The organism is Burkholderia sp. LA-2-3-30-S1-D2 (genome assembly GCF_001523915.2).
In the GTDB taxonomy this organism is placed as follows: domain Bacteria; phylum Pseudomonadota; class Gammaproteobacteria; order Burkholderiales; family Burkholderiaceae; genus Burkholderia; species Burkholderia diffusa.
Window position 1 is genome coordinate 577837 of the sequence record NZ_CP013384.1, and the last position, 23273, is coordinate 601109.

The following is a 23273-nucleotide window of genomic DNA, read 5'->3' on the forward strand; positions in this document are numbered from 1 at the left end:
GCGTTTGATATAGAGGCTCCCGTCGAGCAGCGCGGCGACGATCGCACGTACCATCGTCACACTGCGACGACGGAGTGGGTGTTCGATGAGTTGGCAAAGCAAGTTCGCGTGCTGGCTGCTGCGCTGGCAGTTTCGTCCCGAGACCACGCGCCCGGTGCTCGATCCTGCCCGCGCGCGGCGCTTTACCGACCTGAGAATGATCGTGCCGCGTCGCGCGCCGTCGGGCTACCGGCTGCGCGAATGCTACGGTCCCGGCGACGCGCCGCTGCGCGGCGAATGGCTCGAACGCACCGATGCGGTCGCCGCTCGCGGGCCCGGCCGCACGCTGCTGTACTTCCACGGCGGCGGCTACTACTTCTGTTCGACGAAGACCCATCGACCGCTCGTGTTCGGCCTCACGAAGCGCGCGGGCGTGCGCTCGTTCTCGCTCGACTACCGGCTCGCGCCCGAGAACCGCTTCCCGGCCGCGCTCGACGACGCGCTGGCCGCTTACCGGCAATTGCTCGCGCTCGGCACGCCGCCCGAGTCGATCGTGTTCGGCGGCGATTCGGCGGGCGGGGGCCTCGCGCTCGCGACGCTCGTCGCGCTGCGCGATCGCCGCGAGCCGTTGCCGGCCGGCGCGATCCTGTTCTCGCCGTGGACCGACCTGGCCGGCACCGGCGACACGATGCGCAGCAACGACGGCCTCGACCCGATGTTCGCGGCTGCGGCGCTGCCGAAGGCAGCGAAGCTGTATCTCGGAGACGAATCGGCGACGCATCCGTACGCGTCGCCGCTCTATGCGGACTTCACGGGGCTGCCGCCGCTCTTCATCCAGGCCGGCAGCACCGAGGTGCTCCTCGACGATTCACGCCGTGTCGCCGACAACGCGAAGGCGGCCGGCGTGCCGGTGGAGATCGAGGTGTGGCCCGACATGCCGCACGTGTGGCAGCTGTACACGCCGATGGTGCCGGAGTCGCGCGACGCGCTCGATCGTGCGGCCGCGTTCCTGCGCCGCGTCGCGGTCGAGCGGGCGGTTCAGCGCGTGGGCGAGCCGTCGATCGCCTGATACGCGGCCTGCACGGCGACCGGGCCGTACTTGCGCTCGAGCCGGCGCACGGTGAAGTGGCCGTGCGCCATCTGCTGGAAGTGGTCGATGAACAGCGTGTTGACGGTCGCGCCGAGCACCGCGCCGATCGCCGGGATCGACTTCGCGGCCATCTGCTCGGTGACCTGTACCGAAAAGCGTGATGCCACTGTCTGCACGAGCTTGAACACCGCCGCCGAGCTGTGCGCGGCGATCCCTTTCGTCGTGATGTCGGACGACGCCTTCGAAATCGCCTGCGCGAGCGCGCCGCGCAGCACGAAATAGCCGAGATCGGCGTCCTCTTCCCGCTTGTCCGCATTGCCGCCCATGCCGAGCACGGCCAGGCACTGCAACTGCGTGTCCACCGAGCCCAGGTCCTCGCCCTCGCTGCGCGCGATGTCGCACACCGAGCGGAAGATCAGCGTGGTCGTCACCGGCAGCTCGACCGGCAGCGCGAGGAAACCGAACGCGCCGCCCGCCGCGCCGGTCGTCGCGACCGCGAGCTTGTGCAGCAGGTTGCTCGGCTTGTCCGGCTCGGCATCGGGCGTCTGCGGCTTGCCGAGCGTGCGCAGCGCGATGTTCAGGCACTTGCGCAGGGCAAGCTGCGTCGCGTCGTTGATCTTGCCGGTCGCGAAGTCGGGCAGCCGTGCGATCATCTTCTCGACTGGCGCGCCCAACACGCCCGTCAGCTTCATCGTCAGCGACGGGCTTTCCAGCACCTGTTTCGCGCGCCGCAAGGCGTCCTGGTCGTCCGGCGACAGCGTCGCGGCAGGCGTGATTGAAATCGGTTCCATCTTTCTCCCTGGCGGCCGTAGGCCCCAAATCCGTCGCCAGCCTAGATTACTCCGGCGTGCTAGAATTTTGAGATTGTTTGACTCGTCAAAAGTTGCATCAACAAAAAATGGCCGTCCATACTGCCGCCCACCATTCGAGCGGGCAAGTCCTGCCGTTCCGTGAATCGCTGCTGGCGATGATCGGGATTTCGTTCGTCACCATGCTCGTCGCGCTCGACCAGACGGTCGTCGGCACCGCGTTGCCGACCATCGTCGCCGAGCTCAAGGGGTTCGACCTGTATGCGTGGGTTGCGACCTCGTATCTGCTCAGTTCCGTGATCACCGTGCCGATCTTCGGCCGGCTCGGCGACTATTACGGCCGCAAGCCGTTCGTGATCGTGTCGATCGTCGTGTTCACCGGCGCGTCGGTGCTATGCGGGATGGCCAACGACATGCTGTTCCTGGTGCTGGCGCGCGGCCTGCAGGGGATCGGCGGCGGGATGCTGGTCGGCACCGCGTTCGCGTGCATTCCGGACCTGTTTCCCGATTCCGTCGTGCGGCTGCGCTGGCAGGTATTGATGAGCTCCGCGTTCGGCATTGCGAACGCGGTCGGGCCGTCGCTCGGCGGGATTCTGACCCAGTCGTTCGGCTGGCGCTCGGTGTTCTACGTCAACCTGCCGGTCGGCCTGCTGTCGCTGTTCTTCGTGTGGCGCTACCTGCCGCATCTGCGCCATGTCGAGCACGACCGCAAGATGCAGCTCGACTGGCCCGGCGCGCTGCTGATCGCGCTGTCGCTCGGCGCGCTCCAGCTGTTCGTCGAATGGCTGCCGAAGTATGGCGTCATGAGCTGGGCGTCGCTGCTGCTGGTCGTCGCGGTCGGCGCCGGCGTCGGCCTGTGGCATTGGGAAAAGCGCTGCACGCAGCCGATTCTGCCGTTCGACATGTTCGGCAACCGCGCGCTGTCGGCGCTGTTCGTGCTCGCGATCCTTGCCGGCTTCTCGATGTTCTCGCTGCTGTTCTACGCGCCGCTGCTGTTCCAGGGCGGCTTCGGGATGTCGCCGAAGGAGGCGGGGCTCGTGATCACGCCGCTCGTCGTGTTCATCACGATCGGCAGCATCATGAACGGCCGCGTCGTCACGCGCATCCGCAATCCGAATACGATGCTGCACGTCGGTTTCGTGCTGTTCGCGATCGCGTGCGCGGGCATCGTCGTGTCGACGCACACGACGCCGACCTGGGTGCTGATGGCGCTGATGGTCGCCGGCGGCATCGGCCTCGGCTTCGTGCTGCCGAACCTCACCGTGTTCGCGCAGCAGACGGCCGGCCGCGAGCACCTCGGCATCGCGACGGCGCTGCTGCAGTCGCTGCGCATGGTCGGCGGGATGATCGGCACCGCGCTGACGGGCACGCTGGTCAACCAGATGTATTCGAGCGGCGTGCGCGATGCGTTGTCGGGCGACCACGCGCTGCAGTGGCACGCGCAACTCGCCGATCCGCAGATCCTGATCGACCGCGCCGCGCAGGGTGGTCTCGTCGCGGAACTGACCCGCGCCGGGCATAATGGCGCGCTGCTGCTGGAAGCGGCCCGCGAATCGCTGGTCGGCGCGATTCACCTGGGGGTCGCGATGGCGGCCGTCGTCGCCGTGGTGTCGGTGTGGCAGTGTCGCCGCGTGCCGCCGATCGCGCTGCGGCGCAAGATCGAACCGCATGTCGCGGCCGATTGAACGATTCACCGATTGAACGAGTAGACATCAGCGCATGGAAGAACAGGACCGCGTCGCGATCTTGCAGCAATTCGGACGCACGTATCGCGCATTCATGAGCGCGTTCGAAACGCACGTCGGGCAGCCGATGCCGCGCTGGCGCATCATGGTCGCGCTGCACACGATGGGCGGGCATTCGTCGCAGAAGAAGCTCGTCGAGGTGTTGCGCATCGATCCGGGCGCGCTCACGCGCCAGCTGAAATCGCTCGACGCGCTCGGCTGGATCGAGCGCGCGTCCGACGCCCGCGACAACCGCGTGACCAACGTCACGCTGACCGAAGACGGCCGCGCCGCGTTCGACGCGTGCCTGCCGCGCCGCAAGGCGTTTCTCGACCAGACGATGGCGCAACTGCCGGATGACGTGCTGACCGCGCTGTCGGGTGCGCTGGCGATGCTGGAGTCGCGGATTGCGGAAGTCGGCTCGACGCCGGCGCAGCACTGAACGGCCGGGCGGAAGCGGCACGACGGGGCGCGCCCCGTCGTCCGATCCTGACCGGCACGGCATGCGGGTCGCGCGAACCCGCCGCTGGCCGGCGTTTCACTTCATTTCATTCAGCTTCGTCTACAGCTCGATGCGCGTGCCCAGCAACGTGAGGAACTGCGCGAGCCATGCCGGATGCGCGGGCCACGCGGGTGCGGTGACGAACGGCGCGTCGGTCACGGCCGCATCGACCGGGATGTCCGCGTACTCGCCGCCCGCGAGCTTCACTTCCGGCGCGCAGGCCGGGTAGGCCGAGATGCGCTTGCCGCGGATCACGTCGGCGGCCGCGAGCAGCTGCGCCGCATGGCAGATCGCGGCGATCGGCTTGCCGGCTTCGGCGAACGCGCGCACCAGCGCGATCACCTTCGCATCGAGACGCAGGTACTCGGGCGCGCGGCCACCCGCGATCGCGAGCGCGTCGTAGGCCGACGCATCGACATCGTCGAACGTCGCGTTCAGCGTGAAGTTGTGGCCGGGCTTTTCGGTGTAGGTCTGGTCGCCCTCGAAATCGTGGATCGCGGTCTTGACCTTGTCGCCCGCGCGCTTGCCCGGGCAGACCGCATCGACGTGATGGCCGACGGCCTGCAGCGCCTGGAACGGCACCATCGTTTCGTAGTCTTCGGCGAAATCGCCGGTCAGGAACAGGATCTTCTTCGCGGCCATGGCTTTCTCCATTCAACAGCGTTGAGGGCCCGTTCGCGCCGCATACGGCAGACGGCGCTGCGGCGGCGAAGCGGCCCCGAGGACGAAAGCGCAGTGTACTCCGGCCGCTTGAAGCGCGCGTGACGGCCGCCCCGCGCGGCGGCAGGGCCGTGTGCGCGGAGCTTCAGAAGAAGGTTTCGACGACTTCCGTCACGCGGAACTGCGGATCGAGGACGAGCAGCTGGCGCCACTTGTCGAACGTCAGGCACGGGTGCGAGATGTCGAACGCGACCATGTCGCCGACCTTCACGTCCGCGCCCGGCGGGATCTGCAGGTACGCGTGCTGGTCCATCATCCCGGTGACGGCCCAGCCTTCGCTCGCGGCGACATCGCGCGGCGCGCTGTCGCGGCCCGGGCGGAAGTGGCGCGCCGGCTCGGGCAGGCCCGCGTCGAACGCCGCGTCGCGCTTGCCGAGCGCGATGATTGCGCGATCCTGCTCGGGCACCGACTGCACGTACGCCCACAGCTGCAGCGCCGGCAGCAGTCCTTCGCCCATCCTGCGGGCGATCGGGTTGCGCGCGAACACGTCGGTCTGCGCCTTCTTGTAGATGCCGACGTCGTGCGTCAGGTAGCAGCCCGGACGCAGCACGACTTCCGCGAAACCGGCGTCGGATGCCTTCGCGAATTCCTCCGCGACCACGTCGTACCACGCCGACCCGGCGCCCGAGAGGATCGCCGGCGTGCGCGCGAAACGGCCGGCTTCGGCCAGCTCTCGCGTGAGCGCGACCGCGTCCTGCAGGAACGTGCGGATCTCGCCTTCCTCCTTCAGCACGCCTTCGTAGAGTTCGATGCCGGCCAGCTTCAGCGTGTCCGGATAGCGCGCGATTGCGTCGAGCACGGCCTGGCGTTGCGCGGCGTCGCGCACACCCGCGCGGCCGCCTGGCACGCCGAGCTCGAGCAGGACGTTCAGCGTCTTCTTCGCGTCGCCGAAGAAACGGCCGAGCTGGTCGACGCCGTCGGCCGAATCGACGAGGCAGAAGAATTCGAACTCGGGATCGGACAGCAGCTGAGCGATGATCGTCATGTTCTGGCGGCCGACCAGCTGGTTCGCGAGCAGCACGCGCCGTACGCCGCCGTGATACGCGGCCTGCGTCTGGTGCGCGGTCGCGAGCGTGATGCCCCATGCGCCGGCGTCGAGCTGGCGGCGGAACAGTTGCGGCGCCATCGTCGTCTTGCCGTGCGGCGCGAACTTCACGCCGTACTGCTGGACGAACGCCTGCATCCAGTTCAGATTGTGTTCGATGCGATCCGCGTACAGCACGGCGGCCGGCAGGCTGACGTCTTCCGCAAGCAGGTTCCACTCGAGGCGGCCCGCGTCGTCGAGCGGCACGCTCGCGCTCGGCAGGTTGCCGAGGCCCTTGCCCAACGGATTGATTGTCGGTTCCTGATAGTTTGTAACTTTCATGTCATCCCGCTCCATCATCACTATGCATTGCACTGAAGTTGACACGCAGATGGTACAGAAAGTAGCATCGGCGCGGTGATGTTATTTAGTAACATGAGGCGCCACACACTTTTCAGCCGATGAATTCGCACGCTACCCCGTCCGCTCCGTTCGCAGCCGAGCCACCGGCTTCGGTCGCCCAGCCGGTCCTCGATATCGTCGCGCGGATTGCCGAATGCGCGCCCGAGCTGCGCGAGGCCGAACGCAAGGTTGCCGCATTCATCCTCGCCGATCTCGCGCGCGCCGCGCATGCGAGCATCGGCGCGCTCGCGCGCGACGCGGAAGTCAGTGTCGCGACGGTCACGCGTTTCGCGAAGGCGGTGGGCTGCCGCGACGTGCGCGAACTGAAGGTGCTCGTTGCGCAGGCGGCGGCCGTCGGCCAGCGCTTTCTCGTGCCGGCCGATGAGCATCCGGAAGAAGACGCGAGCCCCGCATCGGTCGTCTACGACGAAATCCGCGTGGCACTCGCGCACAACCACCAGTTGCTGCGCAACACGTCGTTCGACGCGGCGGCCGACCTGCTCGCCGGCGCGAAGATGATCTACGTGTACGGGCAGGGCGGCGGCTCGACCGCGCTCGCCGACGAATTGCGCTTTCGGCTCGTGCGCTTCGGCCGGCCGGTCGCGACCTACCAGGACAGCCTGCTGCAGCGGATGGTGTCGGCAACGCTGTCGCGCGACGCCGTGGTCGTCGCGCTGTCGGTGAGCGGGCGCGTGCCCGAGCTGCTCGAGAGCTGCCGTCTCGCGAAGCGCTACGGCGCGAAGCTGATCGCGATCACCGCGCCGGCTTCGCCGCTCGCGAAGCTCGCCGACCACCTGATCCCGGTCGTCGCGTTCGAAACCGATTTCATTTACAAGCCTTCGACATCGCGCTACGCGATGATGATGGCGATCGACGTGCTCGTCACCGGCGTCGCATTGCGGCTCGGCGATGCGGGCCGAGAATCGCTGCGCCGCATCAAGCATGCGCTCGATGCGCACCGCGGCGGCGGAGACCGTCAACCGGTAGGAGACTGACCATGCATTCGCATCCCGAAGCCGCCGATACGCTGATCGTCGGCGCGCAGCTGTACGACGGCACCGGCGCGCCGCCCGTCACGCGCGACGTCGCGATCCGCAACGGCGTGATCGCGGCGATCGGCAATCTGTCGAACTGGCTTGCCGAGACCGTCGTCGATGCGAACGGCCGCGCGCTCGCGCCGGGCTTCGTCGACGTGCACACGCACGACGACACGCACGTGATCCGCGCGCCGGAGATGCTGCCGAAGATCTCGCAGGGTGTGACGACGGTGATCGTCGGCAACTGCGGGATCAGCGCGTCGCCGGTGACGCTGGCGGGCGATCCGCCCGACCCGATGAACCTGCTCGGCGAGCGTGGCGCGTTCCAGTACCCGACCTTCGCCGCCTATGTCGCGGCCGTGAACGACGCGCGTCCGGCCGTGAACGTCGCGGCGCTCGTCGGTCACACCGCGCTGCGCAACAACCAGATGGACCGCCTCGATCGCGCGGCGACCGACGGCGAAATCGCCGGCATGCGCGCGCAGCTCGAGGAGGCGCTCGCGAACGGCGCGCTCGGGCTGTCGTCGGGCCTCGCGTACGGCTCCGCGTTCGCGGCGCCGACCGAAGAGGTGATGGCGCTCGCCGAGCCGCTCGCGAACGCGGGCGCGCTTTACACGACGCACATGCGCACCGAGTTCGACGCGATCCTCGACGCGATGGAAGAGGCGTACCAGGTCGGCCGCCATGCGCGCGTGCCGGTCGTGATTTCGCACCTGAAGTGCGCGGGCCCGTCGAACTGGGGGCGCAGCACGGAAGTGCTCGCGTCGCTCGAAGGCGCGCGCCGCTACCAGCCGGTCGGCTGCGACTGCTATCCGTACAGCCGCAGTTCGTCGACGCTCGACCTGAAGCAGGTGACGGGCGACATCGACATCACGATCACGTGGTCGGAGCCGCACCCGGAGGTGGCGGGCAAGCTGCTGAAGGCGATCGCGGCCGACTGGGGCGTGACCGAGCAGGAAGCCGCGCAACGCATCCGCCCGGCGGGCGCCGTGTACCACAACATGTCCGAGGACGACGTGCGGCGGATCCTGTCGCATCCGGCGACGATGGTCGGCTCCGACGGCCTGCCGAACGATCCGCTGCCGCACCCGCGGCTGTGGGGCGCGTTCCCGCGCGTGCTCGGCCACTACGTGCGCGACACGAACCTGCTGCCGCTCGAGGAGGCGATCCGCAAGATGACGTCGCTGTCCGCGCGCCGCTACGGGATCGCGCGGCGCGGCGAAGTGCATGTCGGCTACCACGCGGATCTCGTGCTGTTCGATCCGGCGCGTGTGATCGATGCCGCGACGTTCGAGAAGCCGCAGCAGCCCGCGCACGGGATCGACGCGGTGTGGGTGAACGGCGTGCTCACGTATGAAAACGGCCAGCCGACCGGCGAGCGCGCCGGCGGCTTCGTCGCGCGCGGCGAGCGCGTGCCGGCGAGTGCCGACGCCGCGTTCTGAGCGCGGTCGTCGTTCCGATCTGCCGCGCGTGCCGTCGTCGGTGCGCGCATCCGCAACCGTGCGTTGCATGGGCCGGAGCCAGCGCTGACGCGCGGGCTGCGGTCGACATACAAGGAGTGAAACGATGAAGCGATATGGCGTGGGCGAAGCGAAGGGCACGGGCGGCCAGGTGATGCCGTTTGCACGTGCGGTCGAGGCCGATGGCTGGCTGTACGTGTCGGGCCAGACGCCGATGGTGAACGGCGAGGTCGTCGAAGGCGGCATCGTCACGCAGTCGAAGCAGACGATCGAGAATGTGATCGCGATCCTGAAGGAAGCCGGCTACGGCCTCGAGCACGTCGTGCGCTGCGGCGTGTGGCTCGACGACGCGCGCGATTTCGCATCGTTCAACAAGGTGTTCGTGTCGTACTTCGGCGAGCATCCGCCGGCACGCGCATGCGTGCAGTCGAGCATGGTCATCGACTGCAAGGTCGAAGTCGACTGCATCGCTTACAAGGCGCCGGCGAAGTAACGCACCCGCGCAATCCCCTGCGCACAGTGAAACAGCCCCGTCGACGCGAGCCGGCGGGGCTGTTTCGTTTCGGGCGGGCCGGTGTTACTGCCGCGCGGTCCGCGCGTTGTCCGGCATCGGCTGGTTGTAGTTGGTGCGGAACGGATTGATGTCGAGCCCGCCGCGGCGCGTATAGCGCGCATAGACGGCGAGCTTCACCGGTTTGCACGCATGCAGGATGTCGAGGAAGATCCGCTCGACGCACTGCTCGTGAAAGCCCGTGTGGTTGCGGAACGAGATGATGTAGCGCAGCAGCCCCGCGTGATCGATCTGCGGCCCGACGTAGTGAATTTGCACGCTGCCCCAGTCGGGCTGGCCGGTGACCGGGCAGTTCGAGCGCAGCAGATCGGACACGAGCGTTTCCTCGACCGGCGCTTCGTCCTCGGCCGCCGACAGCAGCGACGGATCGGGTTCGTACACGTCGGTGTCGAGGTCGAGCCGGTCGAGCGACAGCCCGTCGAGCTCTTCCATCTCGAGCTTGCCGAAATCGTGCGCCGACACGAGCTGCACCGAGACGCTCGCGCCGCATGCGGCCGAGACGTCGCGCTTGAGCGTGTCGCGCACCGCGTCGATCGAGTCGAACTTCGACTGCGCGAACGAGCCGAGATACAGCTTGAACGACTTCGATTCGACGATGTTCGGCGATTCGGCCGGCACGTAGAAGGTCGCGACCGCGACTTGCGGCTTGCCGCGCGCATTGAGCCACGACAGCTCGTAGGCGTTCCAGATGTCGGTGCCGAAGAACGGCAGCGCGGCCGTGATGCCGAGCTGCTCGCGCGCGCCCGCGCGCGGGATCGGGAACAGCAGCGACGCGTCGTACTGGGCTGCGTAGACGGTGGCCTTGCCGAGCGGGGAGTGTTCGGGATTCATTGCGCGAAGCCTTTACGACAGGAAGAGGCGGTAAGCCGGATTGGCGCTCTCTTCGACATATGGATAGCCGAGCGCCGCGAGGAAGCGTTCGAATTCGGCGCGATCGGCCTGCGGCACCTGCAGCCCGACGAGGATCGAGCTGTAGTCCGCGCCCTGGTTGCGGTAGTGGAACAGGCTGATGTTCCAGTCCGGCGCCATCGACGACAGGAACTTCATCAACGCGCCCGGCCGCTCCGGGAATTCGAAGCGGAACAGGCGTTCGTCGAGCGCAAGCGGCGAGCGGCCGCCCACCATGTAGCGGATGTGTTCCTTCGACAACTCGTCGTGCGTCAGGTCGACGGTCTTGAAGCCGTGCGACTCGAAGTTCGCGGCGATCTCGGCCGATTCGTCACGCCGCTTGATCTGCACGCCGACGAAGATGTGCGCGGATTGCGCATCGGCGATCCGGTAGTTGAACTCGGTCACGTTGCGGTCGCCCACGAGCGAGCAGAAGCGCTTGAAGCTGCCGCGCTCCTCGGGGATCGTGACGGCGAACACGGCTTCGCGCGCCTCGCCGACTTCCGCGCGTTCGGCAACGAAGCGCATCCGGTCGAAGTTCATGTTCGCGCCGGACGTGACCGCGACGAGCGTCTGGTTCTCGATGCCTTCGCGCTCCGCGTAGCGTTTCGCGCCCGCGACCGCGAGCGCGCCGGACGGTTCGAGCACGCTGCGCGTATCCTGGAACACGTCCTTGATCGCCGCGCACAGCGCGTCGGTATCGACCGTCAGCACGCCGTCGAGGAATTCGCGGCAGAGCCGGAAGGTTTCCTCGCCGACGAGCTTCACCGCGGTGCCGTCCGCGAACAGGCCGACCTCGCTCAGCTCGACGCGCTCGCCCTTCTGCAGCGACTGCGCCATTGCGCACGAATCCTCGGCCTGCACGCCGAACACCTTGATTTCCGGCCGCACCGCCTTGACGTAGGCCGCCACGCCGGCCGCGAGCCCGCCGCCGCCGATCGGCACGAAGATCGCGTGAATCGGCCCCTGGTGCTGACGCAGGATTTCCATCGCGATCGTGCCCTGGCCTGCGATCACGTACGGATCGTCGAACGGGTGGACGAACGTGAGGTCGCGCTCCGCCTGCACCTTGACCGCGTGCGCGTAGGCATCGCTGTACGACTCGCCCGCCTGGATCACCTCGACGCTCGGGCCGCCGTGCGCGCGCACCGCGTCCACTTTCACCTGCGGTGTCGTGATGGGCACGACGATCACCGCCTTGACGCCCATCCGTGCCGCCGAGAACGCGACGCCCTGTGCGTGGTTGCCGGCCGACGCGGTAATCACGCCGCGCGCGAGCGCGTCGGCCGGAATGTGCGCCATCTTGTTGTACGCGCCGCGCAGCTTGAACGAGAACACCGGCTGGTTGTCCTCGCGCTTCAGGTAGACGGGGTTGCGCAGTCGGGCCGACAGGTTGCGGGCGGATTCGAGTTCCGTCTCGAGCGCGACGTCGTAGACGCGCGCGGTAAGGATTTTCTTCAGGTAATCGTGGGATGCCATGGGCGCTCGCGTGCAGTGCGGAAGCAGACGGTAAAGGATCAATGATAGCGCCAAGGGTCCGTCCGCACGCAAGCGGCATGCCGGGCGTACGGTCGCGGAACCGCGCCGGCGGGCATGTTTGCCGCTCGGAGTGTTCTTTTTTACCGGTTTAACCGCATGGTTACCGACCGGACGGACGGCGAATGCGGGCGCGAAATCGCGCCGAAGCAGGCCCGGCGCGGGTTGCGGCGAAAGCCCCACGCGCTGTCCGGCGTCTCACGGGCGGGCCGATCATGGGTTAGAATTCCGTTTTGAATCAAGGATCGGAAGATGCAGAGGCACCCTCGGATCGCCCCGTTGAAGCCGACGCCGCGCGCAGCCAGCCCCGCGGCGGAGCGGCATGCGCGCCGCGCGCGATCGTGCTGATGGCGCCGAGTGCCGCCAGGCCCCGCCGGCCCGGAACGGTGAGTTCAGACCCGCTCCGGCCCCATGCGAGATAGTCGCGCGCCTGGCACCAGAACAGATTTCCCCAAGATTGCGCCCACGCGCTTGCCGACGCCCGTGCACGGGGTATCGGCCCTCCGAGTCGTCCGAACATGAACGCACCACAAGTTTTCGATCCGAATGGCGCGGCCGCCGCCGTCGCCGCCGACCCCGCGCCCCGTCTGCGCGAGATTCCCTACAACTACACGTCCTTCTCCGACCGCGAGATCGTGATCCGTCTGCTCGGCGAGGAGGCGTGGTCGGTGCTCGACGAGCTGCGTGCCGAACGCCGCACGGGCCGCTCGGCACGGATGCTGTACGAAGTGCTCGGCGATATCTGGGTCGTGCGCCGCAACCCGTACCTGCAGGATGACCTGCTCGACAACCCGAAGCGCCGCGCGCTGCTGATCGAGGCGCTGAATCACCGCCTGACCGAGATCGGCAAGCGCCGTCGCGCCGACCTGACCGAGCACCGCGACGACGCGGGCCGCGAACGTGCGGGACGCGTCGAGATGCTCGAAGCCGCCGCGCAGCGCGCGGTCAACGAGTTCGCCGACGAATTCGAGAAAATGGCCGACCTGCGCCGCCGCGCGACCAAGGCGCTCGGCCGCTGCACGCAGAAGGACAACATCCGCTTCGACGGGCTGTCGCGCGTGTCGCACGTCACCGACGCGACCGACTGGCGCGTCGAATACCCGTTCGTCGTGCTGACCCCCGATACCGAAGCCGAGATCGCCGGCCTCATCAAGGCCTGCTTCGAGCTCGGCCTCACCGTGATCCCGCGTGGCGGCGGCACCGGCTACACGGGCGGCGCGGTGCCGCTCACGCCGTTCTCCGCGGTGATCAATACCGAGAAGCTCGAACAGCTCGGCGCGGTCGAGCTGACCGAGCTGCCGGGCGTCGCGCACAAGGTGCCGACGATCTTCTCCGGCGCGGGCGTCGTCACGCGCCGCGTGACCGAGGCGGCCGAGGCGGCCGGCTACGTGTTCGCGGTCGATCCGACCTCGCTCGACGCATCGTGCATCGGCGGCAACGTCGCGATGAACGCCGGCGGCAAGAAGGCCGTGCTGTGGGGCACCGCGCTCGACAACCTGGCCTGGTGGCGGATGGTCGACCCGGACGGCAACTGGCTCGAAGTCACGCGCCACGAGCACAACCAGGGCAAGATCCACGACATCGCGGTCGCGCGTTTCGAGCTGAAGTGGTTCGACGGCGCGTACGCGCCGGGCGAGAAGCTGCTGAAGAGCGAGATGCTCGAAATCGAAGGCCGCCGGTTCCGCAAGGAAGGCCTCGGCAAGGACGTCACCGACAAGTTCCTCGCCGGCCTGCCGGGCGTGCAGAAGGAAGGCTGCGACGGGCTGATCACGTCCGCGCGCTGGGTGCTGCACAAGATGCCCGCGCACACGCGCACCGTCTGTCTCGAATTCTTCGGCCAGGCGCGCGAGGCGATCCCGAGCATCGTCGAGATCAAGGACTACCTGTTCGAGACGTCGAAGCAGGGCGGCGCGATTCTCGCGGGCCTCGAGCACCTCGACGAGCGCTACCTGCGCGCGGTCGGCTACGCGACCAAGAGCAAGCGCAACGCATTCCCCAAGATGGTGCTGATCGGCGACATCGTCGGCGATGACGCCGATGCGGTCGCGCACGCGACGTCTGAAGTGATCCGGATGGCGAACGGCAAGAGCGGCGAAGGCTTCGTCGCGATCAGCGCGGAGGCGCGCAAGCGCTTCTGGCTCGACCGCAGCCGCACGGCCGCGATCGCGAAGCACACGAACGCGTTCAAGATCAACGAGGACGTCGTCATCCCGCTGAACCGGATGGGCGAGTACACCGACGGCATCGAGCGGATCAACATCGAGCTGTCGCTGAAGAACAAGCTGCAGCTGGTCGACGCGCTCGAAGCGTTCTTCCGCGCCGGCAACCTGCCGCTCGGCAAGACCGACGACGCGAATGAAATCCCGAGCGCCGAACTGCTCGAGGATCGCGTGCAACAGGCGCTGGAGCTGCTCAAGCGCGTGCGTGCGCGCTGGGAATTCGTGCGCGACCGGCTCGACCAGCCGCTGCGCGAGGCGCAGCACTATCTCGTGCAGCTCGGCTACGAGGCGCTCGCCGAGAAGTTCGCCGATCGGGCGGACGATCAGCCGGGCGCGACCGTGTTCCACGTCACGCAGGACCGCACGGTGCGCATCTCGTGGAAGCAGGAGATCCGCGCGGAGCTGCGCGCGATCTTCAACGGCGGCGCGTTCAAGCAGATCCTCGACGAGGCGCAAGCGATCCACAAGCAGGTGCTGCGCGGGCGCGTGTTCGTCGCGCTGCACATGCACGCGGGCGACGGCAACGTTCACACGAACCTGCCGGTCAACTCCGACAACTACGAGATGCTGCAGGACGCCCACGCGGCGGTCGCGCGCATCATGACGCTCGCGCGTTCGCTCGACGGCGTGATCTCCGGCGAACACGGCATCGGCATCACGAAGCTCGAGTTCCTGACCGACGACGAGATCGCCGAGTTCCGCGCGTACAAGCAGCGCGTCGACCCGAACGGCCGCTTCAACAAGGGCAAGCTGCTCGAAGGCGCCGACCTGCGCAACGCTTATACGCCGAGCTTCGGGCTGATGGGCTACGAGTCGCTGATCATGCAGCAGTCCGACATCGGCGCGATCGCCGATTCGGTGAAGGACTGCCTGCGCTGCGGCAAGTGCAAGCCGGTGTGCGCGACGCACGTGCCGCGCGCGAACCTGCTGTACAGCCCGCGCAACAAGATTCTCGCGACCTCGCTGCTGGTCGAGGCGTTCCTGTATGAAGAACAGACGCGCCGCGGCGTGTCGATCAAGCACTGGGACGAGTTCAACGACGTGGCCGACCACTGCACGGTGTGCCACAAGTGCGCGACGCCGTGCCCGGTGAAGATCGACTTCGGCGACGTCACGATGAACATGCGCAACCTGTTGCGCAAGATGGGCAAGAAGAAATTCAACGCCGGCAATGCGGCGGGCATGTTCTTCCTGAACGCGACCAATCCGCAGACGATCAACGCCGCGCGCAGCGTGATGATGGGCGTCGGCTACAAGGTGCAGCGCTTCGCGAACGACATGCTGAAGAAGGTCGTGACGAAGCAGACGCAGCACCCGCCGGCGACGGTCGGCAAGCCGCCCGTGGTCGAGCAGGTGATCCACTTCGTCAACAAGAAGATGCCGGGCAACCTGCCGAAGAAGACGGCGCGCGCGCTGCTCGACATCGAGGACAACAAGATCGTGCCGATCATCCGCAACCCGAAGTCGACGACCGTCGATTCGGAAGCGGTGTTCTACTTCCCGGGCTGCGGCTCCGAGCGCCTGTTCTCGCAGGTCGGGCTGGCTACGCAGGCGATGCTGTGGGAGGCGGGCGTGCAGACCGTGCTGCCGCCGGGCTACCTGTGCTGCGGCTATCCGCAGCGCGGCTCGGGCCAGTACGACAAGGCCGAGAAGATCGTCACCGACAACCGCGTGCTGTTCCACCGGGTCGCGAACACGCTGAACTACCTCGACATCAAGACGGTGGTCGTGTCGTGCGGCACCTGCTACGACCAGCTCGCGGGCTACGAATTCGACAAGATCTTCCCGGGCTGCCGGATCATCGACATCCACGAGTTCCTGCTCGAGAAGGGGATGAAGCTCGACGGCGTGACGGGCACGCGCTACATGTATCACGACCCGTGCCACACGCCGATCAAGACGATGGACCCGGTCAAGCTCGTCAACGAGCTGATGGGCACGGAGAAGGACGGCTACAAGATCGAGAAGAACGACCGTTGCTGCGGCGAATCGGGCACGCTCGCGGTCACGCGCCCGGACGTGTCGACGCAGGTCCGCTTCCGCAAGGAAGAGGAAATCCGCAAGGGCGCCGCGAAGTTGCGCAGCATCCCGGTCGTCGCCGACGGCGCGAGCGCACCGGCGCCGGCCGCGAACGGCGGCCCGGACGTGAAGATCCTGACGAGCTGCCCGTCGTGCCTGCAGGGGCTGTCGCGCTACAACGAGGATGCGAACATCGAGGCCGACTACATCGTGGTCGAGATCGCGCGCCAGGTGCTCGGCGAGAACTGGATGGCCGACTATGTCGCACACGCGAACAATGGCGGGATCGAGCGCGTGCTGGTCTAATGCGGGCATGACGACCGCCCGGCCGGGCCAAGGATGAGAGCGGGCGCCTGCGCTGAAGCGCCGGCGCCCGTCCACATGGGAGCGACGATGGAATGCGTGTTTTGCCGTGAAGACGGCGGCGAGGTGCTCTGGCAGGACGATGCGCTGCGCGTCGTGCTGGCGACGGGCGAGCACGACTACCCGGGTTTCTGCCGGGTGATCTGGGGCGCGCACGTGGCCGAGTTCTCCGATCTCGGCGAGCCCGAGCGGGCACACCTGATGCGCGTGGTCTACGCGGTCGAACGGGCAGTGCGCCGCGTGATGCAGCCGAACAAGGTGAATCTCGCGAGCCTCGGCAACATGGTGCCGCACGTGCACTGGCACGTGATCCCGCGCTTCTCCAACGACGCCCATTTCCCGCAGCCCGTCTGGGCGCCGCGCCAGCGCAGCGTGTCGGAGGCGCTGCTGCGCGCGCGCGCGGCGCAGGCCTCGCTGCTGCACAATGCGGTGCGCGAGGAAATTCAACGCATGACAGATTCGAGGCAGCCATGAGCGGTTTGACTTCCACGACGCCGATTCCGTCCGGCGTCGTCGTGCACGCGGTGTCGCGCGTGCTTGAATTGCAGTACCCGAACGGCGAGAGCTACCGGATTCCGTTCGAGCTGATGCGCGTTTATTCGCCGTCGGCCGAGGTGCGCGGCCACGGGCCAGGCCAGGAGACGCTGCAGACGGGCAAGCGCGAAGTCACGATCACCGCGCTCGAGGGCGTGGGCAACTACGCGCTGCAGCCGACGTTCTCGGACGGCCATTCGACCGGCATCTACTCGTGGGATCTGCTGTACGAACTGGCGACGCAGCAGGACGCGCTGTGGCGCGACTATTTCGACAAACTGAAGGCGGCGGGCGTCGAGCGCGACGCGCCGATGCAGGCGGCCCCCGCGCCGCACGGCCACTGCCACTGAAATCGACGGCGCCCGATCGGCGCCGTCTTGCCATTAACTGAGGATCAACGCGATGAGCAAAACCCACTTCGGCTTCGAAAGCGTCGAGGAAACCGAAAAAGCGAAGAAAGTGGCGGGTGTGTTCCATTCGGTCGCGAGCAACTACGATCTGATGAACGACCTGATGTCGGCGGGCATGCACCGCGCGTGGAAGGCGTTCACGATCGCGCAGGCGAACGTGCGCCCCGGCTTCAAGGTGCTCGACATCGCGGCTGGCACGGGCGACCTGACCAAGGCGTTCGCGAAGGCGGCGGGCCCGACGGGCGAGGTCTGGCACACCGACATCAACGAATCGATGCTGCGCGTCGGCCGCGACCGGCTGCTCGACAAGGGCATCGTGACGCCGTCGCTGCTGTGCGACGCCGAGAAAACCCCCTTTCCGGACAACTACTTCGATGTGGTCACGGTCGCGTTCGGGCTGCGCAACATGACGCACAAGGACGCCGCGCTCGCCGAGATGCGCCGCGTGACGAAGCCCGGCGGCCGCGTGATGGTGCTGGAATTCTCGAAAGTCTGGGATCCGCTGAAAAAAGCGTACGATTTGTATTCTTTCAAAGTATTACCGTGGCTTGGTGACAAGTTCGCGAAAGATGCTGAAAGTTACAGGTATCTTGCTGAATCTATCCGGATGCACCCCGATCAGGACACGCTGAAGACGATGATGGAACAAGCGGGCCTCGACGCCGTCAAATATTACAATTTGTCAGGTGGCGTGGTAGCTTTACACATGGGAACCAAGTACTAAGGGGTTCTTTCCATACATTCGCCTTACATTTGGAGAAAGTGATGTCCGAATCGCGTTCGTTGTTCAACCGTAGCAAGCCGTCGAAGCCGTGGGCTCGACGGGTCGGCACGCTGCTGATGGTCGGCCTGCTCACGGCCGGCACGTTCGCATCGCTCGATGCCGAAGCCAAGCGCATGGGCGGCGGGCGCAGCATCGGCCGTCAAAACTCCACCGTCACGCAGCGCCAGGCCACGCCGCCTGCGCAGCAGCCGATGCAGCAGGCCGCGCCGGCGCAGGCGCAGCGCGCGAACCCGGCCGCACCGGCTCCGGCCGCGCAGCCGAACCGCTCGCGCTGGCTCGGGCCGATCGCCGGTCTCGCGGCCGGCCTCGGCATCGCGGCGCTGCTGTCGCACTTCGGCCTGGGCGGCGCGTTCGCGAGCATGATGGCGAACGTCATCGTGATCGCATTGCTCGCGATGGTCGGCATCTGGCTGATCCGCAAGTTCATGAACCGTCGCCGCCCGCACGAACCGGCGTACTCGGTGGGCGGTTCGGCATCGTCGTCGGGCGGCTACTCGCAGAGCCCGTCGTTCCAGCAGGGCAGCACCGGTAACAACTATGCCGGCAGCGGCAGCAGCTATGCGAACGAAGCGCAAGGCGTGTTCGGCGGCGGCGCAGCCGCCGCCGGCGCGGCGGGCGCGATGGCGGCCGCGCCGCTGCAGGTGCCGGCGGGCTTCGACACCGAAGCGTTCCTGCGCAGCGCGAAGGTCTATTTCGTGCGCCTGCAGGCCGCGTGGGACCAGGGCAACCTGGCCGACATCCGCGAGTTCACGACGCCCGAAATGTTCGCCGAGATCAAGATCGACCTCGATTCGCGCGGCAACGAGTCGAACCAGACCGACGTCGTGCAGCTCGACGCGGAACTGGTCGCGATCGAGGATCGCGGCATCGAGCAGTCGGCGAGCGTGCGCTTCCACGGGCTCATCCGCGAATCGGCGAATGCGTCGGCCGCACCGTTCGACGAGGTGTGGAACCTGTCGAAGTCGGGCAGTCAGGGCTGGCTGCTCGCGGGCATCCAGCAACTCAACACGCATTGAGCGTGACCGGCGGCCCGCGCCGCCGGATGCCTGGTCGACGGCTGCCGCACTGCGACCGCTTGCCGCCCGGGTGTGCGGTTGGCCGCGGTCTACCGACGATCCGACGTTACAATAGAAACCCGCGTGGGCGCCCGGCCCGCGCGGGTTTTTTCTTTCCCAGCCCGATGACCTTTGCCGCCAAGCCTTTTGCTGCTGCTGTCAATCACCTGCTCGCGCGCGAATCGTGGGCGCGCGACCGCCTGATCCCCTACGCGGGCAAGACCGCCCGGCTCGACGTGCCGCCCGTCACGCTCACGCTGCTCGTGCAGCCCGACGGCTATCTGTCCGCTGTGGAAGCGCACGATGCGAAACACGTCGACGTGTCGATCGCACTCGCGGGCGACACCGTCGCCGCATTCCTGCAGGGCGGCCAGGCGGCCGTGATGAAGCACGTGAAGATCGAGGGGGACGCGGAGTTCGCGACGCAGATCGCGAAGCTGGCCGAGCACCTGCGCTGGGAACCTGAGGAAGATCTCGCGAAGCTGGTCGGCGACGCGGCGGCGCACCGGATCGCGACGGTCGTGCGCGACGCCGGCGCGCGCGCGCGCCGCACCGGCCGCAACGTGCTCGATTCCGTCGCCGAATACTGGCTCGACGAGAACCCCCAAGTCGTCCGGCGCACGGTGCTCGGCGGTTTCGACGCCGAACTGGCGCGTGCGCGCGATGCGCTCGCGCGGGTCGAGAAACGGGTCGAGCGACTCGAACAAAAAATCGGCGCGCGCACGGGCTCCGGCCCGCGCGGCGCGCACTGAGGGCCGCAGGGCATGCGCATTTTCCGTTTCATCAAGATTGTCTACACCGTCATCCGCTTTGGCCTCGACGAAGTGATGCTGTCCCGGATCGACGACCGGCGTGTGAAGCTGCTGTTGCGGATCACGACGATCGGCCGCCGCTATTCCGATCCGCCCGCCGTGCGGCTGCGTCACGCGCTCGAAAGCCTCGGCCCGATCTTCGTGAAGTTCGGCCAGGTGCTGTCGACACGCCGCGACCTGCTGTCGGTCGATTTCGCGAACGAACTCGCGAAGCTGCAGGACCAGGTGCCGCCGTTCGATTCGGCGGTCGCGATCGCGATCATCGAGAAGTCGCTCGGCGCGCCGGTCGACGAGCTGTTCGACGAATTCGAGCGCGAGCCGGTCGCGAGCGCGTCGATCGCGCAGGTGCACTTCGCGAAGCTCAAGCAGGGCGTACACACGGGCAAGGCCGTCGCGGTCAAGGTGCTGCGCCCGAACATGCTGCCGGTGATCGATTCGGACCTCGCGCTGATGCGCGATATCGCGACGTGGACGGAGCGCATGTGGGCAGACGGCCGGCGCCTGAAGCCGCGCGAAGTCGTCGCCGAATTCGACAAGTATCTGCACGACGAGCTGGACCTGATGCGCGAGGCCGCGAACGGCAGCCAGCTGCGCCGCAACTTCGCGGGCCTCGACCTGCTGCTCGTGCCCGAGATGTTCTGGGATTTCTCGACGTCGCAGGTGCTCGTGATGGAGCGCATGACCGGCGTGCCGATCAGCCAGGTCGAGACGCTGCGCTCGGCCGGCGTCGATATCAAGAAGCTCGCGCGCGAAGGTGTCGAGATCTTCTTCACGCAGGTGTTCCGCGACGGTTTCTTTCATGCGGACATGCACCCGGGCAACATCCAGGTGAGCCTCGATCCGAACACGTTCGGCCGCTATATCGCACTCGATTTCGGGATCGTCGGCGCGTTGTCGGATTTCGACAAGAACTACCTCGCGCAGAACTTCCTCGCCTTCTTCAAGCGCGACTACCACCGCGTCGCGACGCTGCACCTCGAATCGGGCTGGGTGCCGCCCGAGACACGCGTCGAGGAGCTCGAAAGCGCGATCCGTGCGGTGTGCGAGCCGTATTTCGACCGCGCACTGAAGGACATCTCGCTCGGTCAGGTGCTGATGCGTCTGTTCTCGACGTCGCGCCGCTTCAACGTCGAGATCCAGCCGCAGCTCGTGCTGCTGCAGAAGACGATGCTGAACGTCGAGGGGCTCGGCCGTTCCCTCGATCCTGAACTCGACCTGTGGAAGACGGCGAAGCCGTATCTCGAGCGCTGGATGACCGAGCAGATCGGCCTGCGCGGCTGGTACGAGCGCTTCAAGGTCGAAGCGCCGCAGTGGAGCAAGACGCTGCCGCAACTGCCGCGCCTGATCCACCACGCGATGGCGGCGCACCACGACGCACCGCGCGCGGCGAGCGAGGACCTGATGCGTCAGATCCTCGTCGAGCAGAAACGTACCAACCGGCTGCTGCAGGCATTGCTGATCTTCGGTCTTGCCGTCGGCGTCGGGGCGCTCGTCGCGCGCGTGCTGCTCGCGCTCGCGTACGGCGCATGACCGAAGGGAGCCGCGCGATGTCCGAACCGAAACGACCGCCCGCACCGAGCACCGCCGATTTCGAGACGCGCGACCCCGGCAACGCCGCGTTCTGGGACGAGCGTTTCGCGCGCGGCGTGACGCCGTGGGAGTTCGGTGGCGTGCCGAACGGGTTTCGCGCGTTTGCCCAGCGCCTCGAGCCTTGTGCGGTGCTGATTCCGGGCTGCGGCAGTGCGCAGGAGGCCGGCTGGCTCGCGCGGGCCGGCTGGCCCGTGCGCGCGATCGATTTCTCGGCACAGGCGGTGGCGGCGGCGAAGGCGCAGCTCGGCGCGCATGCGGACGTCGTGGAGCAGGCCGATTTCTTCGCGTACCGACCACCGTTCGATGTGCAGTGGGTGTACGAGCGCGCGTTCCTGTGCGCGTTGCCGCCGAGCCTGCGCGCCGGCTATGCGGCGCGGATGGCCGAACTGCTGCCCGCCGGTGCGCTGCTGGCCGGTTATTTCTTCGTGACGGCGAAACCAAAGGGGCCGCCGTTCGGCATCGAGCGCGCGGAACTCGATGCGCTGCTCGCGCCGCACTTCGAACTGATCGAGGATCTGCCGGTGACTGATTCGCTGGCCGTGTTCGATGGGCACGAGCGCTGGCTCACGTGGCGCCGTCGCTGAAGCTCGGGCGTCGCGGCCGTTGCCGGAGCGCGCCGGGGTTTCAGCTATAATTCAAGGTTTTGCAAGCCGTTTCCAGTTTCTGCGGGAAAAATATCATGCCGATCTACGCCTATCGATGCGAAGCGTGCGGTTTCGCGAAGGACGTGCTCCAGAAGATGAGCGACGCGCCGCTGTCGCAATGCCCCGAATGCGGGAAGGATGCTTTTCGCAAGCAGGTCACCGCCGCCGGCTTCCAGCTGAAGGGCTCCGGCTGGTATGTCACCGATTTCCGTGGTGGCTCGAGCGGCACCAGCGCGCCGGCGACGGCGTCCGGCGACACGGCGGCAACACCGGCCGCCGCGGCGCCTGCGGCAGCCGCGCCCGCTGCCGCGAGCTCCGAAAGTACGACGACGAGCGCCGCGCCCGCCCCGGCTGCAGCGCCCGCCGCCAGCAGTTGACTGTCGCGGCCCGGCCGGGCCGCGACCAACCCGCGCTTCCGGCGCGGTTCATTGACGGCAGATGATGAAAAAGACGACCCTGAAAACGGTGTTCCTGACCGGCCTGCTGGTTCTCGTCCCGCTCGCGATCACGCTGTGGGTGCTCGGCCTCATCATCGGCACGATGGACCAGACGCTGCTGCTGTTGCCCGAATCGTGGCAGCCGGAGCGGATGCTCGGCTTCCACCTGCCGGGGATCGGCGCGGTGCTGACGCTCGCGTTCATCTTCGTCGTCGGGCTGGCCACGCAGAACTTCATCGGCCAGAAGCTCGTCAAGTGGTGGAACGCGGTCGTGCGTCACATCCCGGTCGTCGGGCCGATCTACACGAGCGTCAAGCAGGTGTCGGACACGCTGCTGTCGAGCAGCGGCAACGCTTTCCGCAAGGCGCTGCTGATCGAATACCCGCGTCGCGGCTCGTATACGATTGCGTTTCTGACCGGCACGCCCGGCGGCGACGTGGTCAACCATCTGACGGAAGAGTACGTGAGCGTGTACGTGCCCACGACGCCGAACCCGACGTCGGGCTTCTTCCTGATGCTGCCGAAGAGCGAAGTCATCGAACTCGACATGTCGGTCGATGCCGCGCTCAAGTACATCGTCTCGATGGGCGTCGTGGCGCCTTCGGCGCCGGCTCCGGCGCCCGCCCGTCGTCCCGTCGAGCCGCCGCTGTAAGTAAAGAATCAT

The 23273-nt window shown here is 67.2% G+C and carries 21 protein-coding genes; 16 read left to right on the forward strand and 5 right to left on the reverse strand.

Annotated features, from left to right (window positions below; translation table 11 throughout):
- Positions 1-85 precede the first annotated feature (85 nt).
- On the forward strand, positions 86-1048 hold the full coding sequence (locus WS66_RS15310) for an alpha/beta hydrolase (RefSeq protein WP_059607694.1): 963 nt from the start codon (positions 86-88) through the stop codon (positions 1046-1048).
- Here the strand turns inward: WS66_RS15310 and WS66_RS15315 are convergent.
- Positions 1018-1860 carry an EcsC family protein gene (locus tag WS66_RS15315; protein WP_059607692.1) on the reverse strand — a complete coding sequence of 281 codons (843 nt, stop codon included), beginning with the start codon at positions 1858-1860 and terminating at the stop codon, positions 1018-1020. The two genes, WS66_RS15310 and WS66_RS15315, sit on opposite strands and share 31 nt — an antisense overlap.
- Positions 1861-1967: 107 nt before the next feature.
- Here WS66_RS15315 and WS66_RS15320 point away from each other — a divergent pair, with 107 nt between their 5' ends.
- Together WS66_RS15320 and WS66_RS15325 are read left to right on the forward strand one after the other, a co-directional pair.
- Entirely contained in the window at positions 1968-3563 is a 1596-nt protein-coding gene (locus WS66_RS15320; protein ID WP_059607690.1) for an MDR family MFS transporter, read from the forward strand.
- Between the two features lie 34 nt (positions 3564-3597).
- Positions 3598-4044 (forward strand): MarR family winged helix-turn-helix transcriptional regulator, encoded by a 447-nt coding sequence (locus tag WS66_RS15325; protein ID WP_059607688.1) that lies wholly within the window; start codon positions 3598-3600, stop codon positions 4042-4044.
- 120 nt (positions 4045-4164) lie between these two features.
- On the opposite strand, the gene WS66_RS15330 is transcribed toward WS66_RS15325, so the two are convergent.
- Both WS66_RS15330 and WS66_RS15335 read right to left on the reverse strand, forming a co-directional pair.
- A complete protein-coding gene (locus WS66_RS15330) occupies positions 4165-4746 on the reverse strand; it encodes a DJ-1/PfpI family protein (RefSeq protein ID WP_059607685.1) in 582 nt (193 codons plus the stop codon).
- A gap of 163 nt (positions 4747-4909) precedes the next feature.
- The gene (locus tag WS66_RS15335; RefSeq protein WP_059607683.1) at positions 4910-6190 is read right to left on the reverse strand and encodes an amino acid deaminase; all 1281 of its coding nucleotides are present in this window, start codon (positions 6188-6190) and stop codon (positions 4910-4912) included.
- Positions 6191-6309: 119 nt separating this feature from the next.
- Here WS66_RS15335 and WS66_RS15340 point away from each other — a divergent pair, with 119 nt between their 5' ends.
- From WS66_RS15340 to WS66_RS15350, 3 genes are all read left to right on the forward strand, one after another.
- Positions 6310-7245 carry a MurR/RpiR family transcriptional regulator gene (locus WS66_RS15340; RefSeq protein ID WP_059607681.1) on the forward strand — a complete coding sequence of 312 codons (936 nt, stop codon included), beginning with the start codon at positions 6310-6312 and terminating at the stop codon, positions 7243-7245.
- A gap of 2 nt (positions 7246-7247) precedes the next feature.
- Positions 7248-8729 (forward strand): N-acyl-D-amino-acid deacylase family protein, encoded by a 1482-nt coding sequence (locus WS66_RS15345; protein ID WP_059607679.1) that lies wholly within the window; start codon positions 7248-7250, stop codon positions 8727-8729.
- A 124-nt stretch (positions 8730-8853) separates the two neighbouring features.
- Positions 8854-9240 carry a RidA family protein gene (locus WS66_RS15350; protein ID WP_006751946.1) on the forward strand — a complete coding sequence of 129 codons (387 nt, stop codon included), beginning with the start codon at positions 8854-8856 and terminating at the stop codon, positions 9238-9240.
- 84 nt (positions 9241-9324) lie between these two features.
- Here WS66_RS15350 and queF read toward each other — a convergent pair whose 3' ends face one another.
- Positions 9325-10149 carry an NADPH-dependent 7-cyano-7-deazaguanine reductase QueF gene (queF, locus tag WS66_RS15355; RefSeq protein ID WP_059607677.1) on the reverse strand — a complete coding sequence of 275 codons (825 nt, stop codon included), beginning with the start codon at positions 10147-10149 and terminating at the stop codon, positions 9325-9327.
- A gap of 12 nt (positions 10150-10161) precedes the next feature.
- Positions 10162-11685, reverse strand: a complete 1524-nt coding sequence (gene ilvA / locus WS66_RS15360) for a threonine ammonia-lyase, biosynthetic (RefSeq protein ID WP_059607674.1) — start codon at positions 11683-11685, stop codon at positions 10162-10164.
- Positions 11686-12260: 575 nt separating this feature from the next.
- On the opposite strand from ilvA, the gene WS66_RS15370 reads away from it, so the two are divergent.
- The 10 genes from WS66_RS15370 to WS66_RS15415 all read left to right on the forward strand — a co-directional run bounded on the left by WS66_RS15370 (position 12261) and on the right by WS66_RS15415 (position 23261).
- The gene (locus WS66_RS15370; protein ID WP_059607673.1) at positions 12261-16286 is read left to right on the forward strand and encodes a DUF3683 domain-containing protein; all 4026 of its coding nucleotides are present in this window, start codon (positions 12261-12263) and stop codon (positions 16284-16286) included.
- Between the two features lie 87 nt (positions 16287-16373).
- Complete coding sequence (locus WS66_RS15375) at positions 16374-16817, forward strand: HIT family protein (protein WP_059607671.1); 444 nt, start codon at positions 16374-16376, stop codon at positions 16815-16817.
- Entirely contained in the window at positions 16814-17227 is a 414-nt protein-coding gene (locus tag WS66_RS15380; RefSeq protein WP_011886002.1) for a gamma-butyrobetaine hydroxylase-like domain-containing protein, read from the forward strand. Before WS66_RS15375 ends, WS66_RS15380 begins: the two co-directional genes overlap by 4 nt.
- Positions 17228-17279: 52 nt before the next feature.
- On the forward strand, positions 17280-18011 hold the full coding sequence (ubiE, locus tag WS66_RS15385; protein ID WP_059607669.1) for a bifunctional demethylmenaquinone methyltransferase/2-methoxy-6-polyprenyl-1,4-benzoquinol methylase UbiE: 732 nt from the start codon (positions 17280-17282) through the stop codon (positions 18009-18011).
- A 41-nt stretch (positions 18012-18052) separates the two neighbouring features.
- Positions 18053-19087 carry a Tim44 domain-containing protein gene (locus tag WS66_RS15390; RefSeq protein WP_059607667.1) on the forward strand — a complete coding sequence of 345 codons (1035 nt, stop codon included), beginning with the start codon at positions 18053-18055 and terminating at the stop codon, positions 19085-19087.
- A 164-nt stretch (positions 19088-19251) separates the two neighbouring features.
- Positions 19252-19878, forward strand: coding sequence for a ubiquinone biosynthesis accessory factor UbiJ (locus WS66_RS15395; RefSeq protein ID WP_059607665.1), 627 nt, complete (start codon positions 19252-19254; stop codon positions 19876-19878).
- 12 nt (positions 19879-19890) lie between these two features.
- The gene (ubiB, locus tag WS66_RS15400; protein WP_059607662.1) at positions 19891-21468 is read left to right on the forward strand and encodes a ubiquinone biosynthesis regulatory protein kinase UbiB; all 1578 of its coding nucleotides are present in this window, start codon (positions 19891-19893) and stop codon (positions 21466-21468) included.
- Positions 21469-21485: 17 nt separating this feature from the next.
- Complete coding sequence (locus WS66_RS15405) at positions 21486-22112, forward strand: SAM-dependent methyltransferase (RefSeq protein ID WP_059607753.1); 627 nt, start codon at positions 21486-21488, stop codon at positions 22110-22112.
- Positions 22113-22207: 95 nt separating this feature from the next.
- On the forward strand, positions 22208-22549 hold the full coding sequence (locus tag WS66_RS15410) for an FmdB family zinc ribbon protein (protein WP_059607660.1): 342 nt from the start codon (positions 22208-22210) through the stop codon (positions 22547-22549).
- Between the two features lie 61 nt (positions 22550-22610).
- The gene (locus WS66_RS15415) at positions 22611-23261 is read left to right on the forward strand and encodes a DUF502 domain-containing protein (RefSeq protein ID WP_059607659.1); all 651 of its coding nucleotides are present in this window, start codon (positions 22611-22613) and stop codon (positions 23259-23261) included.
- The last annotated feature ends 12 nt before the right edge of the window (positions 23262-23273 follow it).

Excerpts from the sequence above, each read along its gene's own strand:
- ubiB (WP_059607662.1), top strand. The coding sequence starts at position 19,891 with ATGCGCATTTTCCGTTTCATCAAGATTGTCTACACCGTCATCCGCTTT.
- WS66_RS15315 (WP_059607692.1), bottom strand. The coding sequence starts at position 1,860 with ATGGAACCGATTTCAATCACGCCTGCCGCGACGCTGTCGCCGGACGAC.
- WS66_RS15415 (WP_059607659.1), top strand. The coding sequence starts at position 22,611 with ATGATGAAAAAGACGACCCTGAAAACGGTGTTCCTGACCGGCCTGCTG.
- WS66_RS15405 (WP_059607753.1), top strand. The coding sequence starts at position 21,486 with ATGTCCGAACCGAAACGACCGCCCGCACCGAGCACCGCCGATTTCGAG.
- WS66_RS15335 (WP_059607683.1), bottom strand. The coding sequence starts at position 6,190 with ATGAAAGTTACAAACTATCAGGAACCGACAATCAATCCGTTGGGCAAG.
- WS66_RS15330 (WP_059607685.1), bottom strand. The coding sequence starts at position 4,746 with ATGGCCGCGAAGAAGATCCTGTTCCTGACCGGCGATTTCGCCGAAGAC.
- WS66_RS15380 (WP_011886002.1), top strand. The coding sequence starts at position 16,814 with ATGAGCGGTTTGACTTCCACGACGCCGATTCCGTCCGGCGTCGTCGTG.
- WS66_RS15345 (WP_059607679.1), top strand. The coding sequence starts at position 7,248 with ATGCATTCGCATCCCGAAGCCGCCGATACGCTGATCGTCGGCGCGCAG.
- WS66_RS15375 (WP_059607671.1), top strand. The coding sequence starts at position 16,374 with ATGGAATGCGTGTTTTGCCGTGAAGACGGCGGCGAGGTGCTCTGGCAG.
- queF (WP_059607677.1), bottom strand. The coding sequence starts at position 10,149 with ATGAATCCCGAACACTCCCCGCTCGGCAAGGCCACCGTCTACGCAGCC.
- WS66_RS15310 (WP_059607694.1), top strand. The coding sequence starts at position 86 with ATGAGTTGGCAAAGCAAGTTCGCGTGCTGGCTGCTGCGCTGGCAGTTT.
- WS66_RS15340 (WP_059607681.1), top strand. The coding sequence starts at position 6,310 with ATGAATTCGCACGCTACCCCGTCCGCTCCGTTCGCAGCCGAGCCACCG.
- WS66_RS15370 (WP_059607673.1), top strand. The coding sequence starts at position 12,261 with ATGAACGCACCACAAGTTTTCGATCCGAATGGCGCGGCCGCCGCCGTC.
- ubiE (WP_059607669.1), top strand. The coding sequence starts at position 17,280 with ATGAGCAAAACCCACTTCGGCTTCGAAAGCGTCGAGGAAACCGAAAAA.
- WS66_RS15350 (WP_006751946.1), top strand. The coding sequence starts at position 8,854 with ATGAAGCGATATGGCGTGGGCGAAGCGAAGGGCACGGGCGGCCAGGTG.
- ilvA (WP_059607674.1), bottom strand. The coding sequence starts at position 11,685 with ATGGCATCCCACGATTACCTGAAGAAAATCCTTACCGCGCGCGTCTAC.
- WS66_RS15325 (WP_059607688.1), top strand. The coding sequence starts at position 3,598 with ATGGAAGAACAGGACCGCGTCGCGATCTTGCAGCAATTCGGACGCACG.
- WS66_RS15390 (WP_059607667.1), top strand. The coding sequence starts at position 18,053 with ATGTCCGAATCGCGTTCGTTGTTCAACCGTAGCAAGCCGTCGAAGCCG.
- WS66_RS15395 (WP_059607665.1), top strand. The coding sequence starts at position 19,252 with ATGACCTTTGCCGCCAAGCCTTTTGCTGCTGCTGTCAATCACCTGCTC.
- WS66_RS15410 (WP_059607660.1), top strand. The coding sequence starts at position 22,208 with ATGCCGATCTACGCCTATCGATGCGAAGCGTGCGGTTTCGCGAAGGAC.
- WS66_RS15320 (WP_059607690.1), top strand. The coding sequence starts at position 1,968 with ATGGCCGTCCATACTGCCGCCCACCATTCGAGCGGGCAAGTCCTGCCG.